The sequence below is a fragment of the Micromonospora nigra genome, assembly GCF_900091585.1.
Taxonomy (GTDB): Bacteria; Actinomycetota; Actinomycetes; order Mycobacteriales; family Micromonosporaceae; genus Micromonospora; species Micromonospora nigra.
In genome coordinates this window covers 1,839,679-1,853,190 of the sequence record NZ_FMHT01000003.1, presented here as the reverse complement: position 1 = coordinate 1,853,190, position 13,512 = coordinate 1,839,679, and the positions used below count along the sequence as shown (strand labels likewise).

General features: G+C 73.1%; 9 protein-coding genes. 7 read left to right on the top strand and 2 right to left on the bottom strand.

The window, feature by feature from the left end; genetic code table 11:
• Window positions 1–60: 60 nt before the first annotated feature.
• Together GA0070616_RS07665 and GA0070616_RS07660 are read right to left on the bottom strand one after the other, a co-directional pair.
• On the bottom strand, window positions 61–723 hold the full coding sequence (locus GA0070616_RS07665; RefSeq protein WP_091078555.1) for a DUF305 domain-containing protein: 663 nt from the start codon (window positions 721–723) through the stop codon (window positions 61–63).
• A 10-nt stretch (window positions 724–733) separates the two neighbouring features.
• Window positions 734–1,543 (bottom strand): thioredoxin-like domain-containing protein, encoded by an 810-nt coding sequence (locus GA0070616_RS07660; protein WP_091078552.1) that lies wholly within the window; start codon window positions 1,541–1,543, stop codon window positions 734–736.
• Between the two features lie 98 nt (window positions 1,544–1,641).
• Here GA0070616_RS07660 and argS point away from each other — a divergent pair, with 98 nt between their 5' ends.
• From argS to thrB, 7 genes are all read left to right on the top strand, one after another.
• A complete protein-coding gene (gene argS, locus GA0070616_RS07655; RefSeq protein WP_091078550.1) occupies window positions 1,642–3,306 on the top strand; it encodes an arginine--tRNA ligase in 1,665 nt (554 codons plus the stop codon).
• 43 nt (window positions 3,307–3,349) lie between these two features.
• Complete coding sequence (lysA, locus tag GA0070616_RS07650; RefSeq protein WP_091078547.1) at window positions 3,350–4,735, top strand: diaminopimelate decarboxylase; 1,386 nt, start codon at window positions 3,350–3,352, stop codon at window positions 4,733–4,735.
• Between the two features lie 8 nt (window positions 4,736–4,743).
• Window positions 4,744–6,057 (top strand): homoserine dehydrogenase, encoded by a 1,314-nt coding sequence (locus GA0070616_RS07645; protein WP_175440248.1) that lies wholly within the window; start codon window positions 4,744–4,746, stop codon window positions 6,055–6,057.
• Between the two features lie 218 nt (window positions 6,058–6,275).
• Window positions 6,276–7,325 (top strand): threonine synthase, encoded by a 1,050-nt coding sequence (thrC, locus tag GA0070616_RS07640; RefSeq protein WP_091078539.1) that lies wholly within the window; start codon window positions 6,276–6,278, stop codon window positions 7,323–7,325.
• A gap of 191 nt (window positions 7,326–7,516) precedes the next feature.
• Window positions 7,517–10,816: an efflux RND transporter permease subunit gene (locus GA0070616_RS07635; RefSeq protein ID WP_091078535.1), complete on the top strand. Its 3,300-nt coding sequence runs from the start codon at window positions 7,517–7,519 to the stop codon at window positions 10,814–10,816.
• A 137-nt stretch (window positions 10,817–10,953) separates the two neighbouring features.
• Window positions 10,954–12,198, top strand: coding sequence for an MFS transporter (locus GA0070616_RS07630; protein WP_091078531.1), 1,245 nt, complete (start codon window positions 10,954–10,956; stop codon window positions 12,196–12,198).
• A 124-nt stretch (window positions 12,199–12,322) separates the two neighbouring features.
• On the top strand, window positions 12,323–13,267 hold the full coding sequence (gene thrB, locus GA0070616_RS07625; protein ID WP_091078526.1) for a homoserine kinase: 945 nt from the start codon (window positions 12,323–12,325) through the stop codon (window positions 13,265–13,267).
• Window positions 13,268–13,512: the final 245 nt, after the last annotated feature.

The window sequence follows — 13,512 nt, the reverse complement described above, 5'->3', positions numbered from 1 at the left end:
CGGGTCCGCGCCGGACGGTGCCGGCGCGGACCCGGAGGTGGCTGGTGACCCGAGGCTGGTTCAGCCGCCGAGGCGCTCCAGCGCGTTGCGGAGATTGGTCAGGTCGGTCTGCTGGGTGTTCTTCATCGTCTGGGCGAGCCGGACCACGTCCGGTTCGTCGGTGACGTCGAGGATGCCGTCGATCATGTGGATGCCGCCGATGTGGTGATTGATCATCAGCCGGAGGAACTGCACGTCGACGTCGGTGCCCTGCGCGGCCCGTAGGGCGGCCATCTCCTGCGGGGTGGCCATGCCCGGCATCAACCCGTCGTGCACCGATTCTGCGCCGTCGGGCATCCACGCCATCGGCGGCTGCGAACCGGTCGGATCCAGCCCCCACGAGCGCAGCCACGTCTGCATCGCGCCCAGCTCGCCCTGCTGGCCCAGCGCGATGTCGCCGCCCATGCTGCGCACCTCCGGGTCGGACGCCCGCTGGAAGGCGATCAGCCCCATCTCCACCGCCTGCCCGTGGTGGGTGCTCATGTCCCGGGCGAAACCCGCCTCGACGGAGGCGTCGCCGGGCTGGGTCAGTCGGGGCGTGAGCAGGCCCCCGGCGTACCCGAGGAGCAGCCCGACCACGACGGCGAGGGCCAGCGCCACGGTGCCGAAGTGGCGTGCCCGCGCCGGAGCCGGCACGGCCCGGTCGGGCGCCGGGCCGGTCTCGATCATGGTCGGGGTGCTCATCGTCTCCTCCTCAGCCCTGCATCCCGGCGCCGTCGCGCGGCGTGGTGCCGGTGGCCGTGATGCCCTGGTTGCACAGTGCCGTCGGACCCTCGATCGAGGCGTTGATCCGCAGGGTCTTGATGAACTCGTCGATCCGGTCGTCGTCGGCGTTGTCGACCTTGAGCTGGTAGCCCCACGCCTGCAGGGAGATCGGCTTGTCCTGCCCCTCGTACGGGCTGAGCATCGTCTTCTCGACGCCCTGGACCCGCTCGCGCAGCTTGCCGACCTGGTCGGCCGGCAGGTCGGGGCGGTAGGTGATCCAGACCGCGCCGTGCTCCAGGCTGTGCACCGCGTGCTCGTTGGCGATCGGGGCGTCGTAGACGTCGCCCATGCAGTTCTGCCACGAACCGTTGTGCGGGCCCGCCACCGGCGGCTGGATCTCGTACTTGATGGGGCCGGCCTGGTGGTTCGCGCCCTTGACCAGCTCGCTGTCCAGTTCCCGGTAGTTCACGACGCCGTCGATGTCGGCCGCGCGCTCCTCCCACGGCTGGGAGCCCTTGAAGGTGGCCCAGGCGCCGTAGCCGACGATCGACACGGCGAGCAGGCCCACGGCCACGAAGAGCGCGATCGGGCCCCAGGGGCGACTCTGGTTGACCTTCACCGGGGTGACCGGCTTGCGGCCCTTGCCGCCGGCGCCCGGACGCGGGCCCGTCGCCTTGCCCGCCCCGGCCTTGGCGCCGGCCGGCTTGCCGGTCGCGGCCGGCCGGCCCGCCGCCGGCTTCTTGCCGGTGCTGACCACGGTCGGGCGGCGCTCCGGGCCACCCGGGGTGCTGATGCTCATCGGTCCTCGTCAGGTTCGTCGGTCGGGGGGCGTAGCGGCTCTTACCACACCTAGGGTCGCCGCCGAGTGCCCGAGTCTACCCCCGATAACATGGATCGGTGACTCCCGCAGAACTCGCCGAGGTCGTCCTCACCGCAGCCCACGCCGTCTTCACCGAGCGCGGGCTCGACCGTGCCGCGCTGCCGGAGCGTACGGCGGTCGAGCGACCCCGCAACCCCGACCACGGCGACTACGCGTCGACGCTCGCCCTCCAGTTGAGCAAGAAGGTGGGCGTCCCGCCGCGCGACCTGGCCAGCGCACTGGCGGCGGAACTCGGCAACGCGCCGGGGGTCAAGTCGGTGGAGATCGCCGGACCGGGCTTCCTCAACATCCGGCTCGACGCCGCCGCCGCCGGGCAGCTCGCCCGGTCGATCGTCGAGGCCGGCGACGCGTACGGGCGCGGTGACCGGCTCGCCGGGCTGAAGGTCAACCTGGAGTTCGTCTCCGCCAACCCGACCGGCCCCGTGCACATCGGCGGGGTCCGCTGGGCGGCCGTCGGTGACGCGCTGAGCCGGCTGCTGCGCGCCGCCGGGGCCGAGGTCGGCACCGAGTACTACTTCAACGACGCCGGCTCCCAGATCGACCGGTTCGCCCGGTCCCTGCTGGCCGCCGCCAGGGGCGAGTCCGCGCCGGAGGACGGCTACGGCGGGGCGTACATCGCCGAGATCGCCGAGCAGGTGCGCGCCCGGCGCCCCGACGTGTCGACCATGGACGACGCCGCCGCGCAGGAGGTGTTCCGGGTCGAGGGCGTCGCCCTCATGTTCGACGAGATCAAGGCGTCGCTGCGCGACTTCGGGGTGGAGTTCGACACCTACTTCAACGAGAAGGACCTGCACGACCGGGGTGAACTGGAACACGCGCTGACCCGGTTGCGCGAGCAGGGTCACATCGTCGAGGCCGACGGCGCCACCTGGCTGCGCACCACCGACTTCGGTGACGACAAGGACCGGGTGCTGCGCAAGTCCAACGGCGAGTGGACGTACTTCGCCGCCGACTGCGCCTACTACCTGGACAAGCGCGAGCGCGGCTTCGACCGGGTCGTGATCATGCTGGGCGCCGACCACCACGGCTACATCGGCCGGATGAAGGCGATGGCCGCGTGCTTCGGCGACGACCCGGCGGTCAACCTGGAGATCCTCATCGGTCAGCTGGTCAACCTGGTCCGCGACGGGAAGCCGGTGCGGATGGGCAAGCGGCTCGGCACAATGGTCACGCTGGAGGACCTGGTCGACGCGATCGGCGTCGACGCCGCCCGGTACGCGCTGGCCCGCTACTCGTCGGACTCCCCGATCGACCTCGACGTGGAGCTGTGGACCCGGGCGACCCGCGACAACCCGGTCTACTACGTGCAGTACGTGGCGGCGCGGACCGCCAGCGTCGGCCGTAACGCCGCCGAGGTCGGACTGACCCGGGGGGACGCGGACGCGTTCCGCCCGGAGCTGCTCGACCACGACAAGGAGAACGAGCTGCTCAAGGCGCTCGCCGAGTTCCCCAACGTGGTTGCCGCCGCCGCCGAGCTGCGCGAGCCGCACCGGGTGGCCCGCTACCTGGAGGACCTGGCCGGGGCGTACCACCGGTTCTACGACAACTGCCGGATCCTGCCGCGCGGCGACGAGGAGGTCACCGACCTGCACCGGGCTCGGCTGTGGCTCAACGACGCCACCCGCACCGTGATCGCCAACGGCCTGCGCCTGCTCGGTGTCTCCGCTCCGGAGCGGATGTGAGCGCGGCCCGGCCGGCCCGCCGCGCGGCGGACGGTGACAGCTGATGCGGGCGCACGAGGCAGGGGCCCTGCACGGCGACATCGGCAACCGGGGGCCGGCCTGGCTGCGTACCCCGGTCGACGTCAACGCCCTGGTGCCGGCGCTGTGGCCGCGCCACGTGACGCGCGCGGCCGACGGCGCGCTCGCCGTCGCGGGCCTGTCGGTCCGCGACATCGCCGACCGGTTCGGCACCCCGGTGTACGTGCTCGACGAGGACGACCTGCGCTCACGCTGCCGCGACTTCCGGGCCGCCTTCCCGACCGAGGACGTCTACTACGCGGGCAAGGCGTTCCTGTGCCGCGCCGTGGTGCGGGCGATCGCCGAGGAGGGCCTGTTCCTCGACGTGTGCACCGGCGGCGAACTGGTCACCGCGCTGTCGGCCGGGATGCCGCCGGAACGGATCGGCTTCCACGGCAACAACAAGTCCGTCGCCGAGCTGGCCCGGGCGGTGGACGCGGGGGTGGGCCGGATCATCGTCGACTCGTTCGACGAGATCGACCGGCTGACGGCGCTGGCCCGTGAGCGCGGGGTGCGCCCCCGGGTGCTGGTCCGGGTGACCGTCGGCGTGGAGGCGCACACCCACGAGTTCATCGCCACCGCCCACGAGGACCAGAAGTTCGGCTTCTCCCTGGCCGGCGGGGCGGCGGCCGCCGCCGCCTTCAGGATCCTCGACGAGGGCGTGCTGGAGCTGCGCGGCCTGCACTCGCACATCGGTTCGCAGATCTTCGACACCAGCGGCTTCGAGGTGTCCGCCCGCCGGGTGCTGGCCCTGCAGGCGCAGATCCGCGACGCGCGGGGCGTGGAGCTGCCCGAACTGGACCTGGGCGGCGGCTTCGGCATCGCGTACACGACGCAGGACGACCCGGCCGCGCCGGCCGACCTGGCCAAGCGGCTCCGCAAGATCGTCGATGCGGAGTGCGCGGCGGAGCAGCTGGTGGTGCCGCACCTGTCCATCGAGCCGGGCCGGGCCATCGTCGGCCCCGCCGTGTTCACCCTCTACGAGGTGGGCACCGTGAAGGACGTGGACGGCATCCGCACGTACGTCAGCGTGGACGGCGGGATGAGCGACAACATCCGTACCGCGCTCTACGACGCGTCGTACTCGGCGACCCTGGCCTCCCGGGCGAGCGCCGCCGAGCCGATGCTCGCCCGCGTGGTGGGAAAGCACTGTGAGTCTGGGGACGTCGTGGTGAAGGATGAATTCCTGCCCGCCGACGTGCAGCCCGGAGATCTTGTCGCGGTGCCCGGCACCGGCGCCTACTGCCGGAGCATGGCCAGCAACTACAACCACGTCCCCCGGCCCCCGGTGGTCGCGGTGCGGGACGGCCAGGCCCGCCTGATCGTCCGGCGGGAGACCGAAGACGACCTGCTCGCCTTGGATGTGGGATGAAACGACCTGTGCGCCTGGCCCTGCTCGGCTGCGGCACCGTCGGCACCGAGGTGGTCCGGCTGCTGCACGACCAGTCGGCCGACCTCGCCGCCCGGATCGGTGCCCCGCTGGAGATCGCCGGCATCGCCGTGCGCCGGCTCGGCCGCGACCGGGGTGACCTGCCGGTCGACCCGTCGCTGTTCACCACCGACGCGCTGGGCCTGATCAAGCGCGACGACGTCGACGTGGTGATCGAGGTGGTCGGCGGCATCGAACCGGCGCGGGGGTGGCTGGTCGAGGCGCTGCGGGCCGGCAAGAGCGTCGTCACCGCCAACAAGGCGCTGCTCGCCGAGGACGGCGCGGCGCTGCACGACGCGGCAGCCGAGGGTGGCGGCGACCTGTACTACGAGGCGTCGGTGGCCGGGGCGATCCCGCTGCTGCGCCCGCTGCGGGAGTCGCTGCACGGCGACCGGGTGACCCGGGTCACCGGCATCGTCAACGGCACCACCAACTTCATCCTCTCCGCCATGCACGCCACCGGCGCCGGCTTCGCCGAGGCCCTGGAGGAGGCCACCGAACTGGGGTACGCGGAGGCCGACCCGACCGCCGACGTGGAGGGCTTCGACGCGGCGGCCAAGGCCGCCATCCTCGCCTCGCTGGCCTTCCACACCCGGGTCGGCGCGGCCGACGTGCACCGCGAGGGCATCACCGAGGTCACCGCCGCCGACGTGGCCAGCGCCAAGGCCATGGGCTGCACCATCAAGCTGCTCTGCATCGCTGCCCGGGGGGCCGACGCGACCGGCCGGGAGGCGGTCAGCGTGCGGGTGCACCCGGCGATGATCCCGCTCACCCACCCCCTGGCCAGCGTCGGGGACGCGTTCAACGCGGTCTTCGTCGAGGCCGAGGCCGCCGGCCAGCTCATGTTCTACGGGCGGGGGGCCGGTGGCGCCCCCACCGCCAGCGCCGTGCTCGGCGACGTGGTGGCGGTGTCCCGCAACCGGCTCGCCGGGGTGCGCTCGGCCAGCGAGTCCGCGTACGCGGACCTGCCCGTGCGGCCGATGGGCGAGGCGTTGACCCGCTACCACATCAGCCTCGACGTGACCGACCGGCCGGGCGTCCTGGAGGCGGTGGCCGGGATGTTCGCCCGGCACGACGTCTCCATCGCCACGGTGCGGCAGGGCCCGTCGGGCGGTGGCGCGGCCGGCCGGGGCGACGACGCCGACCTGGTCATCGTCACCCACGTCGCGCCGGACGCCGCGCTGGCCGCCACCGTGCGCGAGCTGCGCGGGCTGGACATCGTCCGCTCGGTGGCGAGCGTGCTGCGGGTCGAGGGCGGCCCCTAGGGCGGCGTCCCGCCACGGGTCGCGGGCCGCGGCGCGGGCGGTGCGTCCGCCTCCGTCGGCGAGACGCCGGGCCGCGGCCGGGCGAACCGGCAGGGCGAACCGGCCGGGCCCTGTCTCGCCTGGTGGTAAGGGTGGGTGCGCCCTCGACCGGTCGAAAGGGCTGGTCCAGGCTGGAAGGGACCCCGAAGCGCCGGGGCGACAGAGGCGAGGAGAGCGACATGTGGCGGGGCCTGATCGAGACCTACCGGGACCGACTGCCCGTCACCGGGGCCACCCCGGTCGTCACCCTGCACGAGGGCAACACTCCGCTGCTGCCCGCGCCGGTGCTCTCCGCGAGGCTCGGCTGTGACGTCCACCTGAAGGTGGAGGGGGCCAACCCGACCGGCTCGTTCAAGGACCGGGGCATGACCCTCGCCGTCTCCAAGGCGGTCGAGTCCGGCAACAAGGCCATCATCTGCGCCTCCACCGGCAACACCAGCGCGTCGGCCGCCGCGTACGCGGCCCGTGCCGGGCTCACCTGCGCGGTGCTGGTCCCCCAGGGCAAGATCGCGCTCGGCAAGCTGGCCCAGGCGCTGGTGCACGGCGCGAGGCTGCTCCAGGTCAGCGGCAACTTCGACGACTGCCTGTCGCTGGCCGCCAAGCTCGCCCAGGACTACCCGGTCGCGCTGGTCAACTCCGTCAACATCGACCGGCTGCACGGCCAGAAGACGGCCGCGTTCGAGATCGTCGAGGCTCTGGGTGACGCGCCGGACATCCACTGCCTGCCCGTGGGCAACGCCGGCAACGTGTCGGCCTACTGGATGGGCTACTCGGAGGAACTGGCCGACGGCAACGCCACCCGCGCCCCCAAGATGTACGGCTTCCAGGCCGCCGGTGCCGCCCCCATCGTGACCGGCCAGGTCGTCCGCGAGCCCTCCACCATCGCCACCGCCATCCGGATCGGCAACCCGGCGAGCTGGACGAAGGCCATCGACGCCCGGGACGCCTCCGGCGGCCTGATCGCGGCGGTCACCGACCGGGAGATCCTCGCCGCGTACCGGCTGCTGGCCCGCGAGGTCGGTGTCTTCGTCGAGCTGGGCAGCGCGGCCAGCGTGGCGGGTCTGCTCCAGCAGGCCGCCGCCGGGCGGGTGCCGGCGGGCTCCAGGATCGTCTGCACCGTCACCGGCCACGGCCTGAAGGACCCGGAATGGGCCATCTCCACCGCGCCCGCCCCCATCACCATCGCCAACGACCCGCTGGCCGCCGCCCGCTCCCTCGACCTGGCCTGACCGCGGTCGTCGTGGCCTGACCGGGATCGTGGTGGGTGACCGGGATCGTCGCGGGTGACCGGGGTCGTCGTGGCCTGACCGTGGTCTTGGTGGGTGACCGGGTGAGCTGCCCCGACAGTCGCCCACCGGAGCGGGTCGGGCACACTGCAATCGCCCCGCATCCCTTCCTCCCCCAGGAGTGAGCCAACCCGATGTCGCTGCTCGCCAGATTCAGCCTCGCCAACCGAGGGCTCGTCGCCCTCATCGCGGTGGTGACCACGGCGTTCGGCGTGTACGCCGTACCGTCGTTGAAGCAGCAACTGCTGCCTTCGCTGGAGTTCCCCGCCGCCTTCATCGTGGCCCCGTACCCGGGTGCCGCGCCGGAGATCGTCGAGTCCCAGGTCACCGAGCCGGTCGAGAACAGCCTCCAGGGCATCACCGGGCTGGACACCGTCACCTCCACCTCACGGGAGGGGCTGGCCACGATCCAGGTGCAGTACGAGTTCGGCACCGACCTCGACGACGTGGTCAACGAGATGCAGACCGCGCTGAACCGGATCGCCGCCCAGTTGCCCGAGGGGGTCGACCCGCAGGTCATCGCCGGTGGCACCGACGACCTGCCGGCAGTGGTGCTGGCCGCGTCGGGCGGGGGCGACGAGCGCGCCCTGGCCGAGAAGCTGCGCGGCACGGTGGTGCCGGAGCTGGAAGCCATCGAGGGGGTCCGGTCGGTCGAGGTGACCGGCACCCGCGACGAGATCGTGGTGATCACGCCCGACCTCGCGAAGCTGAACCGGGCGAAGCTGTCGCCGGCCGCCATCGGGACGGCGCTGAAGACCAACGGCGTCACGCTGCCCGCCGGCGTGGTCGTCGACGGCGAGCAGACGCTGCCCGTGCAGGTGGGCACTCCGCTGGCCACGCTGGACGACCTGCGCGGCATCGTGGTGGCACCGGCCGCCGGCAAGGTCGGCCCGATCCGCCTCGCCGACGTGGCGACCGTCGAGCAGACGCTCGCCCCGGCCACCGCCATCACCCGCACCAACGGCACGGAGAGCCTGGGCCTCGCGGTCACCGCGAGCCCGGACGGCAACGCGGTGGAGATCTCCCATCAGATCCGGGACCGCCTCGCCGACCTGCGTACCGCCTCCGGCGCCGAGCTGACCGTCGTGTTCGACCAGGCCCCGTTCGTCGAGAAGTCGATCGAGACGCTGACCACCGAGGGCCTGCTGGGCCTGGTCATGGCGGTCGTGGTCATCCTGGTCTTCCTGCTGTCGATCCGCTCCACCGTGGTCACCGCGGTCTCCATCCCGCTGTCGGTGGTGGTGGCCCTGATCGCCCTGTGGATCGGCGACTACTCGCTCAACCTGCTGACCCTGGGCGCGCTGACCATCGCCGTCGGGCGGGTGGTGGACGACTCGATCGTCGTCCTGGAGAACATCAAACGGCACCTGGAGTACGGCGAGCAGAAGCGCGCCGCGATCCTCACCGGCGTCCGCGAGGTGGCCGGGGCCGTCACGGCGTCGACGCTGACCACGGTGGCGGTGTTCGCGCCGATCGCGCTGGTCGGCGGCTTCGTCGGGCAGCTTTTCGCGCCGTTCGCCATCACCGTGACGGTGGCCCTGCTCGCCTCGCTGCTGGTCTCGCTGACCGTGATCCCGGTGCTGGCGTTCTGGTTCCTCAAGCCGCCCGCCGGGGCGGCGGACGACGACGCCGTGCGTCGGGCCGCCGAGGAGAAGGAGCTGCGCAACCCGTTGCAGCGGGCGTACCTGCCGGTGATCGGCTTCGCCACCCGCAGCCGGGACACCCGCTGGATCACCCTCGGGTTGGGCGTGCTGGTGCTGTTCGGCACCATCGGCCTGTCCCGCCAGCTGGAGACCAACTTCCTGGACGACTCCGGCCAGGACACCCTGAACATCCGGCAGGAACTGCCGGCCGGCACCGGACTGGCCGGCACCGACGCGGCGGCCCGCCAGGTCGAGGCGATCCTGGCCCGTACCCCCGGGATCGAGTCGTACCAGGTCACCGCCGGCGGCGGGGACACGCCGTGGGCGGGCGACGGCGGCAACAACGTCGCCAGCTACTCGGTCACGCTGGACGACGACACCGACGCCAAGGAGATGCGCGGCGTCCTGCGTGCGGCGTTCGACGCCCCCGGCGCCACCACCGGTGACCTGAGCTTCGGCTCCGGCCAGGGCGGGGCGTCGGCCAACGAACTGGCGGTGGTCGTCCAGGCCGCCGACCCGGAGATCCTGGCGCGGGCGGCCGAGCAGGCCGAGGCGGCGATGGGCCGGGTCGAGGGCGTCGAGGACGTGTCGAGCACCCTGGCCGCCGAGGTGGAGCGGGTCGACGTGGTCGTCGACCGGGTCAAGGCCGGCCAGGCGGGGCTCACCGAGGCGGCCGTCGGCCAGCTGGTGGCCCAGGCGTTCCGGGGCACGCCGCTGGGCCAGGTCACACTGGACGGTGGGCAGCGTGACGTGGTGCTGCGGTACGCGGTGCCGCCGCCGACCACTGAGGACGAGCTGCGGGCCCTGCCGGTCGGTGCGGTGAAGCTGGGCGACATCGCGACGGTCACCCGCGCGGCGGGGCCGCCGCAGGTGACCCGGATCGACGGGGAGCGCAGCGTCTCGGTGACCGGCACGGCCACCGGGTCCAACCTCGGCGCGATCAGTCAGGATCTCCAGCGTGAGCTGGACGCCCTCGACGTGCCGGGGGCGAGCTTCACCATCGGCGGGGTCAGCGCCGAGCAGGAGGAGACGTTCGCCGATCTGGGCCTGGCGGTCCTCGCCGCGATCGCCATCGTCTTCCTGATCATGGTGGCCACGTTCCGCAGCATGGTGCAGGCGCTGATCCTGTTGGTCTCGATCCCGTTCGCCGCCACCGGCGCGATCGGGCTGCTGCTGGCCACCGGCACCCCGCTGGGCGTGCCGGCGCTGATCGGCGTGCTCATGCTCGTCGGCATCGTGGTCACCAACGCCATCGTGCTGCTGGATCTGGTCAACCAGTACCGGGCCCGGGGCATGGGCGTCGCCGAGGCCGTGGTGGAGGGCGGCCGGCGGCGGCTGCGGCCGATCCTGATGACGGCGATCGCCACGATCTGCGCGTTGACGCCGATGGCGTTCGGGCTCACCGGCGAGGGCGGCTTCATCTCCAAGCCCCTGGCGATCGTGGTGATCGGGGGTCTGCTCAGCTCGACCCTGCTGACCCTGATCCTGGTGCCCACCCTGTACGCCATGGTGGAGCACACGAAGGAGTCGCTGCGGGCACGGCTGGCCGCGCGTCGGGGCGGCGGCCGGGCCGGGGGCGGTCCGGGCGGCGGTGACCAGCGCGGCGACGACGGGCCCGGCGACGGTGGCCCCGACGAGGGGCCCGACGACGGCGCACCCGGCGAGGACCGACGGCCGGAGCCGGTCGCGGCGGCACCCCGGCCGTCCGGCGCACTGGTCGACGGCACCGACCAGTTCGAGGTGCTGCGCCTGCCCCGTAGCCGCACCTCACCGTTGCCGCCCACCGAGTAACGGCACCTGTCCGAACGCCCCCGGCGGCTTCCGCCGGGGGCGTTCGGCGTCCGGGGCGGGTCGCGTCCGGCGGCCGGCGTCCGCGCTGGTCGTACGGCGAATCGGCGCCGTGCCGGCGGCGGGTAGGGTCGGCGACCGTGACGTCCACGTGGTCGGTCCTGCGCCGGAACCGGAACTTCCGCAACCTCCTCCTCGCCGAGCTGGTGGTCTTCGGAGCCGACTGGTTCGTCATGGTCCCGCTGCTCGTGCTGCTGCCGAAGCTGACCGGCAGCGGGGTGTGGGGCGCGCTGGTGCTGGCGGCCGACACGGGCATCCTGGCGCTGCTGCTGCCCTACACCGGGACGATCGCCGACCGCTTCGACCGCCGGAAGATCCTCATCGGGGCGAACGCGGCGGCCCTGGTCGGGGTGCTGTTGCTGCTCGGGGTACGCGACAGCGGCACCGCCTGGCTGGCGATGCTCGGCATCGGGGTGGTCGCCGTGGCCAAGGCGTTCTACTCCCCGGCGGCGCAGGCCGCCCTGCCCAACGTGCTCGACCCGGAGGAACTGGCCGCCGGCAACGCCATCGCCGGGTCGGCGTGGGGCACGATGACGATCGTCGGGGCGTCCCTCGGCGGGGTGCTCAGCGCGGCCGTCGGGCCGTACGCCTGCTTCTGGATCGCCGCCGGCAGCCTGGTCGGCGCGGCGGGCCTGGCCGCGCTGATCCGCCGGCCGTTGCAGGCCCCCCGCGAGCGGGGCCTGCCGGCGCAGCAGACCTGGGCGGCGATCCGCGAGGCCCTCGGCTACATCGGGCAGCGGCCGAGGGTGCTGGCGTTGGTCACCGTGAAGTCGGCGGTGGGTCTGGGCAACGGCGTGCTGACGGTGTTCCCACTGCTGGCGGGCCTGTACGGCGTCGGTGCGGTGGGCACCGGCCTGCTCTTCGCGGTACGCGGGGCGGGCGCGCTGGTCGGGCCGATCCTGATGCGCCGGGTGTTGACCAACCGGTCCTGGTTGCTGCCGGGGCTGGCGCTGTCCATGTCGCTGTACGGGCTGGCCTACCTCGGCACCTCCGCGGCGGCCTGGTTCCCGCTGGTGCTGGCGCTGGTGTTCGTGGCCCACTTCGCCGGTGGCAGCAACTGGGTGATGTCCAACTTCGCTCTGCAGGGCGAGGTGCCGGACCGGTTGCGGGGCCGGGTCTTCGCCACCGACATGATGCTGGCTACCCTGGCGATCTCCGTGAGCCAACTGGTGGTGGCGTCGGTGGTCGACGTGGTCGACGAGCGGGTGGTGCTGGCCGGCTGCGGCCTGGTCACGTTGGTCTACGCGATCGGCTGGCGGATCGCCACCCGGGGGTTGTCGCTGGCCGAGCCCGCCGCCGAACCAGCTCCCACGGCGCGCGGCTGAGCGGCGGGCCGGGGGAGGGGCCACCGCCCGCCCCGACGAGGGCCGCCGGGCGGGCGGGAAGGCCGGTCGTCCCAGGTGGCGGGCAGGGGGCCGGGTTGTCGGTGGCACGCCATAGCATGGGCGGGTGTCGACGACTTTCGCCGCCGGTCCGGTCCGGGTCCGGGTTCCCGCCACCAGCGCCAACCTGGGGCCGGGCTTCGACGCCCTGGGTCTGGCGCTGGCGCTGCACGACGACGTGGTCGCCGAGGTGACGTCCGGTGGCGTCGCGGTCGAGGTGTCCGGCGAGGGCGCGGGCGAGCTGCCGGCCGACGACCGGCACCTGGTGGTCCGGGCGATGCGGGAGACCTTCGACGTGCTGGGCGGTCAGCCGCGCGGCCTGGCGGTGGAGTGCCTCAACCGCATCCCCCAGGCGCGTGGGCTGGGCTCGTCGTCCGCCGCCATCGTGGCCGGGGTGCTACTGGCCCGTGCCCTGGTGTCCGACGGTCCCGACCGGCTCGACGACGCGGGCGTCCTGCGGTTGGCCGCGGGGATCGAGGGCCATCCCGACAACGTCGCGCCCTGCCTGCTGGGCGGGTTCACGCTGGCCTGGACGGAGCCGACCGGTGCTCGGGCGGTGTCGGTGCCGGTGGCTGAGGGGATCATGCCGACCGTCTTCGTGCCCGCCGATCGAGGGCTGACGGCGACGGCCCGGGCCGCGCTGCCGGCGACGGTGCCGCACGGCGACGCCGCGTTCAACGCCGGCCGGGCGGCCCTGCTGGTGCACGCGCTGACCGTCGACCCGTCGTTGCTGCTGCCCGCCACCGTCGACCGGTTGCACCAGGTCTACCGGGCGGCGGGCATGCCGGGGACGAACGCGCTGGTCGATGCCTTGCGGGTGGCCGGTGTGGCTGCCGTGGTCAGTGGGGCGGGTCCGACCGTGCTGGCGCTGACTGACCTGCCCGAGGGCTTCGACGCGGGAACAAACTGGCAGGTTCGACAGTTGCCGGTAGACGTGTCCGGGGCACAGGTCGCAGGGGGTAGACTGGGACACGCGGAGCGGGACCCTGTTGCCGCAGGTCGGAAGAGTTGATTACGCTCTAGACCTAGCACAGCCGCGAAGCATGCGATCTCCTGCGGGTCGGCGCACCCCCGAAGCGTTTCGGCGGTCAGCCCGTCACCCCTGCCTAGGCCACGCCGCACCGCAGTCTTCACTGGTCGCCGCAGACGGCGAGACCCGCTCACCGTTCCTTGGCGAGTCGGGACACCGACGGGCTGCTGTGTCACAGACTCCCGCGACGCGTCATGCGAGGCGGGTGCACCGAGGCCGCCCGGCCA

Excerpts from the sequence above, each read along its gene's own strand:
- GA0070616_RS07665 (WP_091078555.1), bottom strand. The coding sequence starts at position 723 with ATGAGCACCCCGACCATGATCGAGACCGGCCCGGCGCCCGACCGGGCC.
- lysA (WP_091078547.1), top strand. The coding sequence starts at position 3,350 with ATGCGGGCGCACGAGGCAGGGGCCCTGCACGGCGACATCGGCAACCGG.
- GA0070616_RS07660 (WP_091078552.1), bottom strand. The coding sequence starts at position 1,543 with ATGAGCATCAGCACCCCGGGTGGCCCGGAGCGCCGCCCGACCGTGGTC.
- thrC (WP_091078539.1), top strand. The coding sequence starts at position 6,276 with ATGTGGCGGGGCCTGATCGAGACCTACCGGGACCGACTGCCCGTCACC.
- GA0070616_RS07635 (WP_091078535.1), top strand. The coding sequence starts at position 7,517 with ATGTCGCTGCTCGCCAGATTCAGCCTCGCCAACCGAGGGCTCGTCGCC.